We start from the raw sequence: 17,926 nt of genomic DNA, 5'->3' as shown, positions 1-17,926 counted from the left end.
TCCTTATGTTGTGTGGGCAAGGAATTCCGTGCGGGAGGCAGTATTGACGACCTTTGTGACAATGCCAATGTGATATCACTGAAATATTTGCAGGCGATCGCTGAAACGGTGAACCCCCAATGAAACCGGGGCTTTTCCCGCAGAAAAGCTATGTGCGCAAGGCAATTCCGAGGGCACCGCTCAAGCCCGCGCCCGCCGTCGATATCGGGCAGGGCGAGGCTGGCGGAGTTGCCGTTTATCCGCGGCTGGCAGCGAGGGCCTGTTGCAGGTCGGCGAGGATATCGTCGCTGTGCTCGATGCCGATCGACAGGCGCACCATGTCCCGTGGCACGCCGGCTTTTTCCAGTTCTTCGTCGTTCAGCTGGCGGTGGGTGGTGGAGGCCGGATGGCAGGCCAGGGACTTGGCATCGCCGATGTTCACCAGGCGCACCACCAGCTTCAGCGCATCGATGAAGCGCGCGCCGGCTTCCTGGCCGCCCTTGATGCCGAAGGACAGGATCGAGGCAGGTTTGCCCTGGGTGTAGCGCCGGGCCAGTTCGTGCTCCGGATGATCGGGCAGGCCGGCGTATTTGACCCAGGCGACCTGCTCGTGCTCCTGCAGGTAACGAGCGACCTTGAGGGCGTTCTCGGTATGGCGCTCCATGCGCAGGGCCAGGGTTTCCAGGCCCTGCAGGATCAGGAAGGCATTGAACGGCGACAGCGCCGCCCCGGTGTTGCGCAGCGGTACCACGCGGCAGCGGCCGATAAAGGCGGCCGGGCCGAAGGCTTCGGTGTAGGTCACGCCGTGGTAGGACGGGTCGGGGGTGTTGAGCAGGGCAAAGCGTTCCTTGTGCTCGGCCCAGGGGAACTTGCCCGAGTCGATGACGATGCCGCCGATGCTGGTGCCATGGCCGCCGATGTACTTGGTCAGCGAATGCACGACGATATCGGCGCCGTGTTCGAACGGCCGGCACAGGATCGGCGTGGCCACGGTGTTATCGACGATCAGCGGCACGCCATGGCGGTGGGCGGCGTCGGCCAGGGCCTGGAGGTCGACGATATTGCCGGCGGGGTTGCCAATGGACTCGCAGAACACCGCCTTGGTGCGCTCGTCGATCAGCGCTTCGAGGGCGGCGATATCGTCGTGGGGGGCGAAGCGGGTCTGGATGCCGATGCGTGGCAGGGTATGGGCCAGCAGGTTGTAGGTGCCGCCGTAGAGCTTGGCCACCGAAACGATGTTGTCGCCCACCTCGGCCACGGTCTGGATCGCGTAGGTGATCGCCGCCATGCCCGAGGCCACGGCCAGCGCGCCGACCCCGCCTTCGAGGGCGGCCATGCGTTGCTCCAGCACGTCGTTGGTGGGGTTCATGATCCGCGAATAGATATTGCCGGCGACCTTCAGGTCGAACAGGTCGGCGCCGTGCTGGGTGTCGTCGAAGGCGAAGGAGGTGGTCTGGTAGATCGGCACGGCCACCGCCTTGGTGGTCGGGTCCGGACTGAAGCCCGCGTGGATGGCCAGGGTTTCCAGCTTCATGCAATCGTTCCTTGAGGGATGGGTGGAGCGGGGGAGCATGGGGTTGGGGCGATTGGCTGGTCAATAGCCATAGTGGTTATAAGGAAATAGCCAGAGCACCGAAGAACCCTGTGGGAGCCGGCGTTGCCGGCGATGGCGTCTGGTCAGGCAACATCGTCGCGAGTGCTGGCCTCATCGCTGGCAAGGCCAGCTCCCACAGGGTTTTGTGTCGTCTATGGGGAATCCGGTAAGCTTGCTAACGATTTTTCCCCGCCTGTCCCAACGGAATCCCCGATGTCCCAAGCACACCCGAAAAGCCGGGCCCTGCGCGTGCGCAGCGATATCCTGGCCGGTTTGACCACGTCGTTCGCCCTGGTGCCGGAGTGCATCGCCTTCGCCCTGGTCGCCCACCTCAACCCGCTGATGGGCCTGTATGGCGCCTTTATCATCTGCACCCTGACCGCCCTGTTCGGCGGCCGCCCCGGCATGATCTCCGGTGCCGCCGGCTCCATGGCCGTGGTGATCGTCGCCCTGGTGGTGCAACAGGGTGTGCAGTACCTGCTGGCTACGGTGTTGCTGGGCGGGCTGCTGATGATCCTGTTCGGCCTGCTGCGCCTGGGCAAGCTGGTGCGACTGGTGCCGCATCCGGTGATGCTCGGCTTCGTCAACGGCCTGGCCATCGTCATCGCCATGGCCCAGCTCGAACACTTCAAGCAAGGTGAAGCCTGGCTGCAAGGCCCGGCCCTGTGGCTGATGCTTGGCCTGGTGGGCCTGACCATGCTGGTGGTCTATGTGCTGCCAAAGCTGACCCGCGCGGTGCCGCCGGCGCTGGTGGCGATCCTCGGGGTCGGCGTGCTGGTGTACCTGCTCGACCTGCCGACCCGCACCCTTGGTGACATGGCCCATATCGCCGGTGGCCTGCCATCCCTGGCGCTGCCGCAGGTGCCATGGAACCTGGAGACCCTGCGCATCATCGCCCCCTATGCGGTGCTGATGGCCCTGGTCGGCCTGCTGGAAACCCTGCTGACCCTCAACCTCACCGACGAAATCACCGAGAGCCGCGGCCACCCCGACCGCGAATGCGTGGCCCTCGGCGCGGCCAACATGGTTTCCGGTCTGTGTGGCGGCATGGGCGGTTGCGCGATGATCGGGCAGACCGTGATCAACCTCAGCTCCAATGGCCGTGGTCGCCTGTCGGGTGTGGTCGCAGGGGTGATGATCCTGCTGTTCGTGCTGTTCCTTTCGCCGCTGATCGAGAAGATCCCGCTGGCGGCGCTGGTCGGAGTGATGTTCGTGGTGGCCCAGCAGACCTTCGCCTGGGCGTCGCTGCGGGTGCTGCACAAGGTGCCGCTGAGCGATGTGCTGGCGATCGTCGCGGTGACCGTGGTCACGGTGTTCACCGACCTGGCCACGGCGGTGCTGTTCGGCATCGTCATCGCTGCCGTCAACTTCGCCTGGCAGCATGCCCGTGAGCTGTACGCCGACAGCCAGTTGCAAGCCGATGGCAGCAAGCTGTACCGGGTGCATGGCACGCTGTTCTTCGCTTCCAGCACGCCGTTCCTCAACCAGTTCGACCCGGCCAATGATCCAGCGCAGGTCACCCTGGATTGCCAGCACCTGAGCTTCGTCGATTATTCGGCGATCGCGGCGTTGAAGACCTTGCGCGAGCGTTATGAGAAGGCGGGCAAGCACCTGCGGGTGGTGCATCTGTCGGAGCGCTGCAAGCAGTTGTTGAAGCGGGCGGGGGCGGAGCACTGATTTTGTGTTGATGCTGATGGCCTCATCGCTGCGGTTCGGCGCCCCGACAAGCCAGCTCCCACAGGGTTCGGTGCATGCAATACCTGTGGGAGCTGGCTTGCCAGCGATGAGGCCATCAGCCCCAACAAAGCTATCCCTGCTTCTTGATGATCGCCTCGGCAATGCTCGCCGGCGCCTCGGCGTAGCGGGTGAACTCCATCGAGTAGCTGGCCCGGCCCTGGGTCATCGAGCGCATCTCGGTGGAGTAGCCGAACATCTCCCCCAGCGGCACTTCGGCGCGCACCACCTTGCCTGCCGGGGTGTCCTCGCTGCCCTGGATCAGGCCGCGACGGCGGCTCAGGTCGCCCATGATGTCGCCCATGTACTCCTCGGGCATCACCACTTCAACCTTCATCACCGGCTCCAGCAGCACCGCGCCGCCTTTCTGCGACAGCTGCTTGGTGGCCATGGATGCGGCGACCTTGAACGCCAGTTCGTTGGAGTCGACATCGTGGTACGAGCCGTCGAACACCGCGGCCTTGAGGCTGATCAGCGGATAGCCGGCAACCACGCCGTTCTGCATCTGTTCCTCGATGCCTTTCTGGATCGCCGGGATGTACTCTCGGGGGATCACCCCGCCGACGATTTCGTTAATGAACTCCAGGCCTTCCTTGCCTTCGTCGCCCGGGGCGAAGCGGATCCAGCAATGCCCGTACTGGCCGCGCCCGCCGGACTGGCGGACGAACTTGCCTTCGATTTCGCAGGTGTTGCGGATCTTCTCGCGGTAGGCCACCTGCGGCTTGCCGATATTGGCCTCGACGCCGAACTCGCGGCGCATGCGGTCGACGATGATGTCCAGGTGCAGCTCGCCCATGCCGGAAATGATGGTCTGCCCGGTTTCTTCGTCGGTCTTGACCCGGAACGACGGGTCTTCCTGGGCCAGCTTGCCGAGGGCGATGCCCATCTTCTCCTGGTCGGCCTTGGTCTTGGGTTCCACCGCCACCGAGATCACCGGGTCGGGGAAGTCCATGCGTTCGAGAATGATCGGTTTGTTCAGGTCGCACAGGGTGTCGCCGGTGGTGACGTCCTTCATGCCGATCAGCGCGGCAATGTCACCGGCACAGACGGCCTTGATCTCGGCGCGCTGGTTGGCGTGCATCTGCACCATGCGCCCGACCCGTTCCTTCTTGCCCTTGACCGAGTTGAGCACGGCGTCGCCGGAACTGAGCACGCCGGAGTAGACCCGGGCGAAAGTGAGGGTGCCGACAAAGGGGTCGGTGGCGATCTTGAAGGCCAGGGCCGAGAACGGTTCGTTGTCGTCGGCGTGGCGCTCCAGGTGCTTGTCCTCGTGGTCCGGGTCGGTGCCGTTGATCGCCGGGATTTCCGAAGGCGCGGGCAGGTAGTCGATCACCGCGTCGAGCATCAGCGGCACGCCCTTGTTCTTGAACGACGAACCGAGGATCGCCGGGACGATCTCGTTGGCCAGGGTGCGCTGGCGCAGGCCGGCCTTGATCTGCTCGTTGCTCAGCTCGACGCCGTCGAGGTAGAGGGTCATGAACTCGTCGTTGGCCTCGGCGGCGGCCTCGATCATATGGGCGCGCCATTCCCGGGCCTGGTCCAGCAGCTCGGCGGGGATCTCTTCCTCGCGGTAGCTGGTGCCCTGGTCGTCGTCGTTCCAGTAAATGGCTTTCATCTTCACCAGGTCGATCTGCCCGGCGAAGTGTTCCTCGGCGCCGATGGCCAACTGGATCGGTACCGGATGGTGGCCGAGGCGCTGGTCGATCTGCTTGACCACGCGGAGGAAGTCGGCGCCCTGGCGGTCCATCTTGTTGACGTAGGCCAGGCGCGGTACGTGGTACTTGTTGGCCTGGCGCCAGACCGTCTCGGACTGCGGCTCGACGCCGTCGGCGCCGCTGAACACCACCACCGCGCCGTCGAGCACGCGCAGCGAGCGTTCCACCTCGATGGTGAAGTCGACGTGGCCGGGGGTATCGATGATGTTGAAGCGGTACTTGTCGGCGAATTGCTTGGTCGAGCCCTGCCAGAACGCCGTGGTCGCCGCCGAGGTGATGGTGATCCCGCGTTCCTGTTCCTGGGCCATCCAGTCCATGGTCGCGGCGCCGTCGTGGACCTCGCCCATCTTGTGGTTGACCCCGGTGTAGAACAGGATCCGTTCGGTGGTGGTGGTCTTGCCCGCGTCGACGTGGGCGACGATGCCGATATTGCGGTACAGCTCGATGGGGGTGGTGCGCGCCATGTGGGGTCACCTGTGCTGCGGTGGGGAAGGGGAATTGTCTTTCCACGGTAGCAGAGGCTGGGGGTTGTGCTTGGGTGGGTGCCGGGTGGCGACTCCTTGGCATCTCTATTGATGCTGATGGCCTCATCGCTGGCAATGCCAGCTCCCACAGGTTCTGTGGTGAACGCGGTCCTTGTGGGAGCTGGCGTTGCCAGCGATGAGGCCATCAGCGACAACGAATCAAGCGACCTCGGTCCAGCGCCCCTCGGCCCGGTCCGATTTCACGCAGGCATCGATAAAGCGCATCCCGCGCAGGCCATCCTCGGCCGTCGGGCACAGCAACGATTGCGCACTCGGCACCCGCTGTTCACGCCGCGCACGAATGCGCTCCGCCGCTTCGCTATAGATATTGGCGAACGCCTCCAGCAACCCCTCCGGCTGACCCGCCTTGATCCGCGTCGACAAGCGCGCCGACTCGCTCAGCCAGGCCTCGCCCCGGCGCAGGATCTGGTGCGGCTGGTCCTGGTAGCGCACTTCCAGGCGCTCCGGGTCTTCCTGGTGCCAGTACAGCGAGCCCTTTTCACCGAACACCCGCAGTTGCAGGCCATGGCGATGCCCGGCGGCGACGAAGCTGGCCCAGAGCATGCCGCGCGCGCCATTGCCCAGGCGCAGCTTGACGTGGGCGTTGTCGTCGCTGACCCGGCCCGGCACCAGGGTGCTCAGTTCCGCCGAGACTTCGCTGATTTCCTGGCCGGTGACGAAGCGCAGCAACTGGTGGGCATGCACGCCGACATCCGCCAGTACCGAGGACGCCCCGGCCTGAGCGGGATCGGTGCGCCACATCAGGGCCTTGGCGCCTTGCTGTTCGAGGGCGCGGGTGCCGAAGCCGGCGGCATGCTCGACCTGGACCAGGCGCACCTCGCCGAGGGCGCCGCTGGCGATCAGTTCGCGGGCTTCGCGGATCAGCGGGTAGCCGCTGTAGTTGTGGGTCAGCAGGTGCAGCGCCGGGCCCTTGCGCACCCGTTGCAGCAGTTGCTCGGCTTCATCGAGGCTGGCGGCCAGCGGCTTGTCGCTGATCACGTCGATGCCCTGGTCGAGGAAGGCCAGGCTGGCCGGCACATGCACGGCGTTGGGCGCCATGATTGCGGCGGCGTGGATGCCGTCTTCGCGGGCGGCTTCGGCCACCGCCATGCTCTGGAAGTCCGGGTACACGCGGTCCGGCGCGATGCCGTAGGCCTCGGCGGCGGCGCGGTTGCGCGCCGGGTCGCGGGCGAACACCCCGGCCACCAGTTCGAAGTGGCCGTCCAGGTGCGCGGCGTAGCGGTGGGTGGAGCCGATCGACGACTCCAGGCCGCCGCCGACGAAGCCCAGGCGCAGGCGTTGGTTCGGATTACCGAGGTTTTTCATGGCTTGCTTCCTTGCAGTTGCTTGGCGAAGTGATCGATGGCCAGGACATAGCCGTGAGTACCGAAACCGGCCAGCACCGACTGCGCCACCAGCGACACATAGGAGTGATGACGGAAGGCCTCGCGGCGGTGCACGTTGGAGATATGCACCTCGATCACCGGCACTTCGGCAGCGATCAGCGCGTCGTGGATGGCCACCGAGGTGTGAGTCCAGGCGCCGGGATTGATGACGATGCCGGCGACCCGGCCACGGGCCTGGTGGATCCAGTCGATCATCTGGCCTTCGTGGTTGGTCTGCTGGAACTCGATGGCCAGCTCATGGCGCTGGCCGGCGGCGCGGCACAGGGCTTCGACATCGGCCAGGGTCTCGCGGCCATACACCTCGGGCTGGCGCAGGCCGAGCATGTTCAGGTTGGGGCCGTTGAGGACGAGTACGGTTTGCATGGGGATCACTTCCAATCAGGGGGTGGTGCGCAGGGCCTGGGCCCGCAGCGCGTCGTAGGTGGGTTTGTCGAGAGCCACGGCGTCGCTCTTGCCGAGCTGGTCCAGTGGCGTGCGGTAGGTTTCCGGGGCGCTCCAGGCGGCAATCGCCGAGATCGCGGTGACCACGCAGGTGATGGCGCCGATCAGCAGCGGCACGTTGTCCGAGCCGGGCGGGGCGACGGCGGTGAACAGGGCCGGGAGCAGGGCGGTGATCATGTAGCCGATGTTCTGCGCCACGGCCATGGCCGAGACGCGGTAGTGGGTCTGGAACTGCTCGGGGAAGAAGCTCGGGAAGATCGCGTTGTAGCCTTGGTAGATCGTCCCCCACATCAGCAGCGAGGCAGCGAAGGCCAGCGGCACGCTATGGATGCTGATGGCGTACAGGTAGAGGAACGACATCAGCCCGCAACCGATCGCCGCGCCGATGATCAGCGGACGCCGGCCGATGCGGTCGGACAGGTTGCCGACGAAGGGAATCACCAGCACCGCGACGATATTGCCGACCACCGGGATCCACAGGTAGACGCTCTTGTCGAAGCCCACGCCGTAGGCCGGCTGCACCGCGTAGGCAGCGCCGAAGATGGTGGTGACCACCGGGATCACGTTCATCAGCGACACGCCGAACACCACCAGCATGCCGTGCCAGCTGTACTTGAAGGCCTCGCGGATCGGCGAGCGGGTGCGGGTGACCTGTTCCACCTTCTGCACGAAGGCCTCGGGTTCCTTGACCTCGCGGCGAATGATGAAGGCAGCGATCAGCACGGCGGCGCTGAGCAGGAACGGAATGCGCCAGCCCCAGCTGTTGAAGGCTTCTTCCGGCATGAAGTAGGCCAGCGGCAGGAAGATCGCCGCCGCCAGCACCTGGCCGGCCTGCACGCCCTGCAGGGTGAAGCTGGCGAAGAAGCCACGGCGCCCGGGTGGGGCGTGTTCAAGGATCATCGAACTGGCCCCGGCGATCTCGCCGGCCACGGCGAAGCCCTGGATCAGGCGCAGTACCACCAGCAGGGCGGGGGCCCAGTAGCCGATCTGGTTGAAGGTCGGCAACAGGCCGACGGCGAAGGTGGCGATGCCCATCAGGAACATGCACAGCAGCAGGACGTTCTTGCGCCCGCGGGTGTCGCCCCAGTGACCGAGGACGAAGGCACCGACCGGACGGGCCAGATAGCCGACGCCGTAGGTGGCGAGGGAGGCGATGATCGCCAGCTTGGGGTCGCCGGCGGGGAAGAAGATCTGCGGGAAGATCAGCGCGGCGGCCTGGGCGTAGATGAAGAAGTCGTAGTACTCCAGGGCGGAGCCGACCCAGCCGCTGGCGGTGGCTTTTTTGGTTTGTCGGGTGTTGTCGTGAGCCATGGTGTTCTCTCTTGTTGTTTTTATGGTGTTCTCTGGGGCCTCATCGCTGGCAACGCCAGCTCCCACAGGGATCGTGTGGGAGCTGGCTTGCCAGCGATGAGGCCCTGACGGTCTCTACAACTCTTGGGTGGAGATGATTTGCCCGGTTCTGGCCGCCTCGCTGATCGCATCGACGATCTGCAGATTGCGCAGCCCGTCGCGCACGCTGACCAGCGGCTCGGCCTCGCCACGGATCACCTGGCAGAAATGCGCCAGCTGGCGCGCCAGCGGGTCGGCTTCTTCCAGGCTGGCCACCGCCGTCTCGAACGGCTTCCACCACGAGCGGTCGTCACGCCTGGCGTAGTACTTCAGGCGCATGGTCGGGATCGACAGCGAGCCCTGGGTGCCGGCCAGCACGTAGCAGTCCTCGTCGGCGTAGCTCGGGTAATCGTGGTTTTCCCGCGCGGTCTGCTCCCAGCTGCGGGCGCAGGCGGCGGTGTCGGAGAGCATGAAGGTGCCGAGGGCGCCGCTGGCAAAGCGCAGGCTCACCGCCACCGTGTCTTCCACGGCAAAACCACGGGTGGCATTGGAGGCCTGGGCCTGCACCGAGACGATCTCGCCGCACAGCGAACGCAGGTTGCCGATCTCGTGGATCATGTTGATCAGCACCGGTCCTCCCCCGGCTTCGCGGCGCCACGGGGCGGCATCGAAATAGTCGTCGGGCTTGTAGAACAGCGCACTGCCCATCACCGCCACCAGGTTGCCCAGCACGGCTTCGCCGATCACTTCGCGAGCCTTTTCCAGGATCGCGCTATGGGCGCGGTGGTGGCCCACCAGCAGCTTGGCCCCGGCCTGTTCGGCGATGGCCAGCAGGCGCTTGCCTTCTTCCAGGGTGTGCGCCACCGGTTTTTCGATCAGCGCGGGAATGCCGTGGGCGACGCAGGCGAGGGCGCCTTCGACATGCAGTTGGTTGGGGGTGGCGAGGATCACGCCGTCGGGACGCTGGGCGGCCAGCAGGCTGTCGAGGTCGGCGTAGAGCGGCACGCCGAGGCTGTCGGCAAAGGCGGCGGTAGCGGGCAGGGGATCGACAATGGCAGCCAGTTCGCAGTCGCGGCTGGCCAGGATCAGTTCGATATGGCGGCGGCCGATCAGGCCGGCGCCGGCAACGGCAATGCGGATCATCTTCGTGGGTCTCTCTTGTTGTTCTGGCTTGTACGGCAAGGCAGCTTTTGTGAGAGGCTAAATAAAAAGTCCCAGGAGATAATCGGGCGTAATGAAGAATCAGAATGTGCTCACAGCGAATAATGGGCCGCTATTGCGCGACCTCCAGCTGTTCTGCGAAGTGGCCCGGCGCTCCAGCTTCATCGCCGCTGCCAGCGAGACCGGGCTGTCGCCGGCGCATGTCAGCAAGCGCATCGCCACCCTGGAGGAACAGCTCGGGGTGAAGCTGTTCAATCGCACTACCCGACGGGTGAACATCACCAGCGATGGCGAGGCCGCGTTCGTCTGGGCGCAGAAGATTCTCGAGGACGTCGGGGCGATGGTGGATGCCTTGTCCGGTGGTCAGCGGGAGCCCCAGGGCACCTTGCGCCTGTGCACCAGCCTGCGCCTGGGCCGCGAGCACATCGCGCCGATCCTTTCGCTATTGCGCCGGCAATACCCGGCGCTGGAGGTGTGGCTGGAATTGCTGGACCGTCGTGCCGACCTGATCGCCGATAACTTCGATATCGATATCCGCGTGGGCGAGGTGCAGGAGAAGCACCTGATCGCCCACCGCATCGCCGAGAGCACCCGGGTGCTGGCGGCGGCGCCGGAGTACCTGGAGCGCCGTGGCGCGCCCAAGGTGGCGGCGGACCTGGCCCAGCACGATTGCCTGCTGTTCCGCAGCCGCGACGATCGGTTCGGGGTGTGGAAGCTGGTCGGCCCGAACGGCGGAGAGACGGTCAAGGTCACCGGGCCGATGGCTTCCAACCACAGCGATATCGTCCGCCAGTGGGCCCATGACGGCCACGGCATCATCATGGCTTCGGCCTGGGATATCGCCGGCAGCCTGGCCAGCGGCGCGCTGGTGCGGGTACTGCCGGCCTGGTATCAGCCAGCGGATATCTGGGCGGTGACGGCGGTGCGCTCGTCCAGTTCGGCCAAGGTGCGGGCCTGCGTGGCGTTCCTGCGCGAGCAGTTGGCCAGCGGGCCCTATGCGCTGGAGCGCAGGGTTTAGGCCCAGCCGCTGTTCTTCTTGCGACCCCGGGTCAGCGCCGGAATGATCAGCCCGGCAAGCAGCCCGGCTCCGGCGATTGCGCCGCCGTAGACCATGTAGCGCATCATCACCTGCTTGTTTTCGTCGCCGAGGCGGGCCTGGGTGTCGCGCAGTTGCGACTGGGCCTGGGTCAGTTCTTCGTTGAGCGACTGGTTGCGGGCCTGCAGTTCGTCTACCAGGTTCTTGCGCGAGTCCATGGTCTCCTGCATGCCCTGGACGCGGCTTTTCCAGCTGTCGTCGATGGTCTTCAACTGTTGTTCGAGCTGGGCGACGCGCTCGGTCAGTTGCGGCAGGCGCTCGGCCTGGCCAGGGACGCTTTGCAGGTCGTTGCTGGAAATCCATACGGTATCGCCGGACTCGGCACGGACCTGGCTGTAGCTGCCCTGGGTAGCGAGCAGCTTGACCTTCTGCCCGGATTTCAGGGTGCCGACCAGGCGATGGCCGTCGGTGGGGCCGCTGCGTACGTAGGTGGTGAGGCTGTCGCTGACCCAGCGATCGTCGCTGGCGGATTCTTCGGCGTGGGCGACGCTGCTCAGGAGCAGGCCGGCGAACAGGGCGGGAAGCACGGCGGAGCGTGCGCGGAGAGGGCGAAGCAGGCGCATGGTTATCTTCCCCGAGAAGAAAAAATGAAAACCGCCGACCGGCATGCCTGCCGCCAGCGCAACGAAAAAAGGGGATAACCGTTGGACGTCCCCGGGGCTTGTCAGTCAGGGAGTACCGCGACAAGCCACCGCGAGAAGACAGTATTTATCGCATCAGGTTCACTGACCGGCCTGCCATTGGGCGAACCGTTGGTCGAGGCGTGGCGCCAGCAGATCGTAGTGTTCCCAGCTGGCACCGGGCTCGTCGATGCCGACCATGCCGAGCAGCTGGGTCAGGTCGTCGGGCAGCGACGGGGCCCGGCGGCCGAGGTAGTGAGCGGCGAAAGCGTTGCCCTGGCGGCTGAGGTCTTCGTCCACCAGCAGGTTGTCGCAGCACAGCTGGAAGAAGCGGGCGGGGGTCAGCAGGCGTTCGGCGAGGGCCTGGATTTCGGCGTCGTAGTCGGCCTTGAAGTCGCGACTGAGCAGGTCGTGGGAGGCGCTCCAGGCAAGGAACAACCCGGTGTAGGGGGCGTGGCGGGGGGAACCATCATCGGCATAATGCCAGCCGGCATCATTAGCAATCATCGCAGCAGTCCTTGTTCTGATGTGGGGCCTTGCTGGGGGTGTAGCTTACTCCTTCCGCTCATGGCCGGAAGCCATATGAGACTTAATGACGCATGAAACGGCTGACTTTGAATCAGAACAGGGAGAGCGTTAACATCTGAACTTTCCTACAAAAACAAATCTGGAAACAAATGACCTCCCAAGCGATCCCCCTCCAGGACCTGGCAGCGCCGGACGGCGTCTGCTATGGCTGCGGCTCGGCCCATCCGAGCGGCCTGCACCTGAAAAGCCACTGGGCCGATGACGGCGTCCATGTGGTCTGCACCCATTCTCCCGACAGCACTTTCTGCGGCTGGCCCGGCCTGGTCTATGGCGGGCTGCTGGCGATGCTGGTGGATTGCCACTCGAACTGGACGGCAATGGCGTATCACTACCGCGCCCAGGGGCGCGAGCCGGGTTCGCTGCCGCGCATCGATTGCGTGACCGGGCACCTGGGGCTGACCTACCTGAAGCCGACGCCGATGGGCGTGGAGCTGACCCTCAAGGCTCGGGTCGAGGGCGAACCGGGGCGCAAGACCCGGGTGATCTGCGAGGTGTGGGCGGGGGATGTGCTGACGGTGACGGCGGATTCGGTGTTCGTTCAGGTGGATACCGAGAAACTGAAGCAGAAGGCGCATGGGCAGGCCTGATGTGTAGATATTGAGGGGCCCATCGCTGGCAAGCCAGCTCCCACAAGGTCCGGTGCATGCAGGTCCTGTGGGAGCTGGCTTGCCAGCGATGAGGCCCTCACAAGCGACACCCTTCCAAGGCCTGGCAGCCAGCAACAAAACCCCCGGCAGTCTGGGGCAAGACGTGGCATGGAGTGCGGCGCACAGTGACGCACAACCATAACAACGGCACTTGAGGTCTTCACCATGTCGCTCAACGACACGCTCAGCGCGCACCTGAACCGGGGCACGATCGGCTTTCCCACCGCCCTTGCCAGTACCATCGGCCTGATCATGGCCAGCCCCGTCATCCTGACCGCGACCATGGGCTTCGGCATCGGCGGCAGCGCCTTCGCCATGGCGATGCTGATCGCGGTGCTGTTGATGCTGGCGCAGTCCACCACCTTCGCCGAAGCCGCGGCGATCCTGCCGACCACCGGCTCGGTGTACGACTACATCAACTGCGGCATGGGCCGTTTCTTCGCCATTACCGGCACCCTGTCGGCCTACCTGATCGTCCACGTCTTCGCCGGTACCGCCGAGACCATCCTCGCCGGGGTCATGGCCCTGGTGAACTTCGAGCACCTGAATACCCTGGCCGAATCCGCCGGCGGCTCCTGGCTGCTCGGCGTCGGCTTCGTGGTGGTGTTCGCCGTGCTCAATGCCTTCGGCGTCAGCGCCTTCGGCAAGGCGGAAATCATCCTCACCTTCGGCATGTGGACCACCCTGATGGTGTTCGGCGTGCTCGGCCTGATCGCCGCGCCGGCGGTGCAGCTGGATGGCTGGTTCGGCGAGTCGATGGTCGGCACCGACCTGATCACCGTGCTGTCGCTGGTGGGCATGGCCATGTTCATGTTCGTCGGCTGCGAGTTCGTCACCCCGCTGGCCCCGGACCTGCGTCGCTCGGCGCGGACCATGCCGCGGGCCATGGCCCTTGGCCTGCTGGGTGTGGCCACCTGCATGTTCATCTATGGCGCGGCGATGAAGCGCCAGGTGGAAAACGTCGTGCTGGACGCCGCCACCGGCGTGCACCTGCTGGATACGCCGATGGCCATCCCGCAGTTTGCCCAGCAAGTGATGGGTGATATCGGTCCGCTGTGGCTGGGCATCGGCTTCCTGTTCGCCGGCGCTGCGACCATCAACACCCTGATGGCCGGCGTGCCGCGCATCCTCTACGGCATGGCCGTCGACGGCGCGCTGCCGAAGGTCTTCACCTACCTGCACCCGCGCTTCAAGACCCCGCTGCTGTGCATCCTGGTCGCCATGCTGATCCCGTGCCTGCACGCCCTGTACCTGGGCGGCAACACCGACAACATCATGCACCTGGTGCTGGCTGCGGTGTGTGCCTGGAGCACGGCGTACCTGTTGGTGACCCTGTCGGTGGTGATCCTGCGCATCCGTCGTCCGGACCTGCCGCGCGCCTACCGCTCGCCGCTGTTCCCGCTGCCGCAGATTCTGTCCAGCGTCGGCATCCTGCTGGGCATGTGGTTCATCACCCCGCCGGGCATGAATCCTGCCGACGTCTACGTGCCGTTCGCCTGGATGCTCGGCGGTACTGCGGTGTACGCGCTGTTCTGGACCTTGGTCGTGCAGCGGGTCAACCCGTTCAAGCCGGCCGTGGTCGAGGACGTCCTGGCCAAGGAATTTGCCAACGAACCTGGAGTGCATCATGGCCACCAGCGCGCCGAATCTCTGGCAAAGGCTGTTTGATCGCGCACCCTCGGGCTATCGCCCGGGGGTGACCCTGGAGTACCTGCGACGCAATCTCGGCGTGCAGGACTGCCAGGTCGTGCAACCCGGCCAGGCGCGTTTCGCCCTGGCCGGCGGCGTCGAATTCGAGGTTCGCGAGCGCACCGAATCACAGCTGCTGATGCATATCGTGGTCTGCGAATTCCGCCTGCAATGTGCTGCCAGTTCCGAGGGCACCGCGACCCTGGAACTGCACCACAGTGGCGCGATTCGCCGTACCGGCCTGGGCTGGAAACAGAAGGGCGGTGAAGCGGGATTGCTGGAGCGGGTACGCCAGCGCCTGGAGCAGGATCAGGCGCTGATGCAGGCCCTGATGCCGCTGGACTTCAAGCGCCTGCGCCTGGAGCGCGCCGAGGGCCTGTGGACCGTGGTACTGGAGCATATGGGCGGTAGTGAAGTGGTTAACCGCATGCCTGCCTTTCGTCGCTATATCCGCATCAGTCCCGAGCAGCGCGAGCATCTGCTGACCGCTCTGATTGCCCTGAAACCGCTGTTGGAAGGACTCTGAACGAAAGTTGGCACTCATCGTGCTTTTACACATGGGCTTACAGAATTGTTGCGTGCATATAGATAACATGTTAACTATTGCCCGACAAAAACAAGATGCCACTGTGGAGGTACGTCATGAGTATCCATCAGGCTACCGGCTCGGCCCTGGATCGCTGGAACGCGGCAATGCAGGCAACGTGCGGGTACTTCGAAACCGAACTTGCGTTCAACCGCTCGCTGTTCATCGGCGAGATTTCCACCTGGTCGCGGGGTGGCCTGGGCATGGCCAACCTGCGCACCAACGCCGGGGTGATCCGGCGCAACGGCCTCAAGGCCGATCGCGACAACGACCAGCATTGCTTCCTGGTCAGCCAACGGACCGGCTTTTCCCAGATCACCCAGAACGGCACCAGCCTGCAGCTGGCTCCCGGCGAGATGCTGCTGATGGATTCGGTGGGCGCCTGCGAGATCACCCCCTTCGGCCTGATCGAACACGCTTCGCTGGGGCTGTCCCGCGAGCAGGTGTCGCGGCAACTGGGCGGTGACCAGCGCATCTTCGGCAAGATCTCCCAGAGCAAGGCCTGCGGGCGCATGCTGCATTTGCTGATGGACCAGCTGTGCAAGGAAACCAGCGCCCAGGACGGCGAACAGGCCGAAGGCGATGCGCTGCACAGCGCCTTCCTCTCGCTGCTCGGCTCGGCCCTTGAAGGCAGCGACCAGGACACCCGCCTGCCGGCCTCGTTGCAGGGCGCCGACCTGCGCAGCTACGTGCAGAAGGTCATCGACGAATCCCTCGGTCAACCTGGCCTGACCCCGGTCAGCCTGGCGACACGCCTGAACATCTCGGTGCGCCATCTGTATCGCCTGTTCGAAGAGCAGGGTGACAGCGTCTGCCGCTACATCCAGCGCGCCCGCCTGCAGCGCAGCGCCGATGACCTGGCCAATCCGATCCACAAGACCGAGTCCATCACCACCATCGCCTACAAATGGGGCTTCACCGATTCGGCGCACTTCAGCCGTTCGTTCAAGAAGCAGTACGAGCAGTCGCCCAAGGACTTCCGCAGCACCAGCCTGGCGGGCCTGGCCTGAATCACGATCAATACGCAGTACCGGCTTGACCCTGCCTCCAGGCGGCTTTAACTTCGCCCAGATTATCGACCTATCGGTCGTTAGGGTGCCTGGAAGGCAGGTTGGCAAGCAGGGTCAATGGAGAGGTTTTGCATGAGAGTTCTTTCGCCCTCGGCGGAGAAGATTTGCCTGGTGGCGGTCGAGCAGTTCGCCGAGTCCGGCTACGACGCTGCCTCGCTCAACGATATCGCCGTGGCGGTGGGCATGCGCAAGCCGTCGCTGTATGCCCACTTCAGCGGCAAGGTCGACCTGTTCGAGGCGGTCTTCGAGCGGGCGCTGGAGGCGGAGCGGCTGCATGTCGATGGCTGTTTCGCCGAGGACGACGGCCTGCCCGGCGCGCTGTATGGCGAGCGCATGGCGCAGCGCTACCGGGAATCGGCGCACCTGCGGTTTTTGCTGCGGGCGGCGTTCTTTCCGCCGGCGGAGCTGCGTTCGATGATTTCGTCGGGATTCGAGGGGCACCTGGCGCGGGTCGGCGAGGTGTTCGGCAAGGCACTGGAGCAGCAGTTTCCCCGGCTCAAGGGCGAGCGGCGGCAGTTGTTCGTGGATGCTTACCTGGGGGTGATCGACAGCCTGATCGTCGAGCTGATCTATGCCGGAGAGGCGGCGTATGAGCGGCGGTTGAAGGCGATGTGGACGATCTTTGCGGCTTCGCTCGGGGCTGCTGTTTAAGCCTTGAGGGCCTCATCGCCGGCAACGCCGGCTCCCACAGGTTGCAGTGTAGCTGCGGACATTGTGGGAGCCGGCGTTGCCGGCGATGAGGCCATCAAGGCTTATAAAGAACCTCAGGCCACCGCGAAGTAATGCTTCACGAAGCTCTCGCTGAGAATCTCCCACAGTACCGGGGTGCCCTTGGTCACGAACCAGCTGTCACCGACCTTGTACTCGGTCACCTGGCCGGTGCTTTCGTCGGTCAGGCGCACGGCACCGGTGACCACCACGGCCTGTTCGTTGAACGGGTAGACCATGCGGAACTTGCCCTGGGTGGTGCCGAAGTAGGCGCTGCTGACCGCATCGGTCGGCGCACCGAAGGTCATCTTGCCGAAGGCGCGGACTTCACCTTCGAGAATCTCCGAACCGAGGTCGGCGACGGTGCCCCAGGCGTCGAGTTCGCTGAGCTGGATGTGCTGTTTGGCGGCGTGCAGGGTCATGGCAGTGCTTCCTTGAAAGGAGGAATGAAAGTGTGCCCATTAACGCCGCTGCGCCGGGCGCTGTCTTGCCCATGCGTGCCGGGGCATTTGATCGGCGATGCCAGGCGCTGTCGTCGTCAAGGCTTTTTGTTAAAGTGTTAACAAATAACCCGAGAACCTTGCACTTTCATGTCCAGCCGTCCGCGTCAGTCCCTGACCCTCACCCTGTTGCAAGCCCGCGAAGCCGCGATGCGCTTCTTCCGACCTTCCCTCAACGAACACGGCCTGACCGAGCAGCAGTGGCGGGTGATCCGCATCCTGCGCCAGCAGGGCGAGCTGGAGATCTATCGCTTGGCCGACCAGGCCTGCATTCTCAAGCCGAGCATGACCGGTGTGCTGGTGCGCATGGAGGCGGCCGGATTGGTCAAGCGGCGCAAGGCCGAGACCGATCAGCGCCGGGTGCTGGTGGAGCTGGCGGAGAAGGGCGAGGAGATCTTTGCCTCGATGAGTCAGCGCATGGAGGCCAACTATCAGGCGTTGCAGGGGCAGTTTGGCGAGGAGAAATTGCAGCAGTTGCTGGGGTTGCTGGATGAACTGAAGCAAGTTCGGCGGTGAGTTTGCTGGCCTCATCGCTGGCA

General features: G+C 64.9%; 17 protein-coding genes. 8 read left to right on the top strand and 9 right to left on the bottom strand.

Annotated elements, in window-relative coordinates; translation table 11 throughout:
* Positions 1 to 235: 235 nt before the first annotated feature.
* The gene (locus tag ACODSK_RS01795; protein ID WP_489013416.1) at positions 236 to 1,513 is read right to left on the bottom strand and encodes a bifunctional O-acetylhomoserine aminocarboxypropyltransferase/cysteine synthase; all 1,278 of its coding nucleotides are present in this window, start codon (positions 1,511 to 1,513) and stop codon (positions 236 to 238) included.
* Positions 1,514 to 1,786: 273 nt separating this feature from the next.
* Here ACODSK_RS01795 and ACODSK_RS01790 point away from each other — a divergent pair, with 273 nt between their 5' ends.
* Entirely contained in the window at positions 1,787 to 3,250 is a 1,464-nt protein-coding gene (locus tag ACODSK_RS01790; RefSeq protein WP_489013414.1) for a SulP family inorganic anion transporter, read from the top strand.
* A 130-nt stretch (positions 3,251 to 3,380) separates the two neighbouring features.
* On the opposite strand, the gene fusA is transcribed toward ACODSK_RS01790, so the two are convergent.
* The 5 genes from fusA to ACODSK_RS01765 all read right to left on the bottom strand — a co-directional run bounded on the left by fusA (position 3,381) and on the right by ACODSK_RS01765 (position 9,865).
* Positions 3,381 to 5,486, bottom strand: coding sequence for an elongation factor G (gene fusA, locus ACODSK_RS01785; protein WP_489013413.1), 2,106 nt, complete (start codon positions 5,484 to 5,486; stop codon positions 3,381 to 3,383).
* A gap of 219 nt (positions 5,487 to 5,705) precedes the next feature.
* Positions 5,706 to 6,872, bottom strand: coding sequence for a Gfo/Idh/MocA family protein (locus ACODSK_RS01780; protein WP_489013411.1), 1,167 nt, complete (start codon positions 6,870 to 6,872; stop codon positions 5,706 to 5,708).
* Complete coding sequence (gene aroQ, locus ACODSK_RS01775; RefSeq protein WP_489013409.1) at positions 6,869 to 7,315, bottom strand: type II 3-dehydroquinate dehydratase; 447 nt, start codon at positions 7,313 to 7,315, stop codon at positions 6,869 to 6,871. The genes ACODSK_RS01780 and aroQ overlap by 4 nt, the downstream gene beginning before the upstream one ends.
* 15 nt (positions 7,316 to 7,330) lie before the next feature.
* Positions 7,331 to 8,704 carry an MFS transporter gene (locus ACODSK_RS01770; protein WP_489013407.1) on the bottom strand — a complete coding sequence of 458 codons (1,374 nt, stop codon included), beginning with the start codon at positions 8,702 to 8,704 and terminating at the stop codon, positions 7,331 to 7,333.
* 114 nt (positions 8,705 to 8,818) lie between these two features.
* Positions 8,819 to 9,865 carry a Gfo/Idh/MocA family protein gene (locus ACODSK_RS01765; protein ID WP_489013405.1) on the bottom strand — a complete coding sequence of 349 codons (1,047 nt, stop codon included), beginning with the start codon at positions 9,863 to 9,865 and terminating at the stop codon, positions 8,819 to 8,821.
* Between the two features lie 91 nt (positions 9,866 to 9,956).
* On the opposite strand from ACODSK_RS01765, the gene ACODSK_RS01760 reads away from it, so the two are divergent.
* Positions 9,957 to 10,901, top strand: coding sequence for a LysR family transcriptional regulator (locus ACODSK_RS01760; RefSeq protein ID WP_489013403.1), 945 nt, complete (start codon positions 9,957 to 9,959; stop codon positions 10,899 to 10,901).
* Here the strand turns inward: ACODSK_RS01760 and ACODSK_RS01755 are convergent.
* Positions 10,898 to 11,542 carry a TIGR04211 family SH3 domain-containing protein gene (locus ACODSK_RS01755; RefSeq protein WP_489013401.1) on the bottom strand — a complete coding sequence of 215 codons (645 nt, stop codon included), beginning with the start codon at positions 11,540 to 11,542 and terminating at the stop codon, positions 10,898 to 10,900. The two genes, ACODSK_RS01760 and ACODSK_RS01755, sit on opposite strands and share 4 nt — an antisense overlap.
* A gap of 159 nt (positions 11,543 to 11,701) precedes the next feature.
* Positions 11,702 to 12,106: a DUF7832 domain-containing protein gene (locus ACODSK_RS01750; protein ID WP_489013399.1), complete on the bottom strand. Its 405-nt coding sequence runs from the start codon at positions 12,104 to 12,106 to the stop codon at positions 11,702 to 11,704.
* A gap of 170 nt (positions 12,107 to 12,276) precedes the next feature.
* Between ACODSK_RS01750 and ACODSK_RS01745 the strand changes: the two genes are divergently transcribed.
* The 5 genes from ACODSK_RS01745 (at position 12,277) to ACODSK_RS01725 (ending at position 16,830) form a co-directional block, all read left to right on the top strand.
* Positions 12,277 to 12,774: a PaaI family thioesterase gene (locus ACODSK_RS01745; protein ID WP_489013397.1), complete on the top strand. Its 498-nt coding sequence runs from the start codon at positions 12,277 to 12,279 to the stop codon at positions 12,772 to 12,774.
* A gap of 225 nt (positions 12,775 to 12,999) precedes the next feature.
* Positions 13,000 to 14,502 carry an APC family permease gene (locus tag ACODSK_RS01740; RefSeq protein ID WP_489013395.1) on the top strand — a complete coding sequence of 501 codons (1,503 nt, stop codon included), beginning with the start codon at positions 13,000 to 13,002 and terminating at the stop codon, positions 14,500 to 14,502.
* Positions 14,462 to 15,049 carry a DUF3156 family protein gene (locus ACODSK_RS01735; protein WP_489013394.1) on the top strand — a complete coding sequence of 196 codons (588 nt, stop codon included), beginning with the start codon at positions 14,462 to 14,464 and terminating at the stop codon, positions 15,047 to 15,049. Before ACODSK_RS01740 ends, ACODSK_RS01735 begins: the two co-directional genes overlap by 41 nt.
* A 116-nt stretch (positions 15,050 to 15,165) precedes the next feature.
* Positions 15,166 to 16,119 carry a transcriptional regulator FeaR gene (gene feaR / locus ACODSK_RS01730; RefSeq protein WP_489013393.1) on the top strand — a complete coding sequence of 318 codons (954 nt, stop codon included), beginning with the start codon at positions 15,166 to 15,168 and terminating at the stop codon, positions 16,117 to 16,119.
* 132 nt (positions 16,120 to 16,251) lie between these two features.
* Positions 16,252 to 16,830 carry a TetR/AcrR family transcriptional regulator gene (locus ACODSK_RS01725; RefSeq protein WP_489013391.1) on the top strand — a complete coding sequence of 193 codons (579 nt, stop codon included), beginning with the start codon at positions 16,252 to 16,254 and terminating at the stop codon, positions 16,828 to 16,830.
* A 113-nt stretch (positions 16,831 to 16,943) separates the two neighbouring features.
* Here the strand turns inward: ACODSK_RS01725 and ACODSK_RS01720 are convergent, their stop codons facing one another.
* A complete protein-coding gene (locus ACODSK_RS01720; protein WP_489013389.1) occupies positions 16,944 to 17,309 on the bottom strand; it encodes a cupin domain-containing protein in 366 nt (121 codons plus the stop codon).
* 168 nt (positions 17,310 to 17,477) lie between these two features.
* On the opposite strand from ACODSK_RS01720, the gene hpaR reads away from it, so the two are divergent.
* Positions 17,478 to 17,903: a homoprotocatechuate degradation operon regulator HpaR gene (hpaR, locus tag ACODSK_RS01715; protein WP_489013387.1), complete on the top strand. Its 426-nt coding sequence runs from the start codon at positions 17,478 to 17,480 to the stop codon at positions 17,901 to 17,903.
* Positions 17,904 to 17,926 lie beyond the last annotated feature (23 nt).

This window comes from Pseudomonas sp. FG98 (assembly GCF_057808595.1).
The sequence above is the reverse complement of the archived record's forward strand: the minus strand, read 5'-3'. Positions and strand labels throughout refer to the sequence as shown.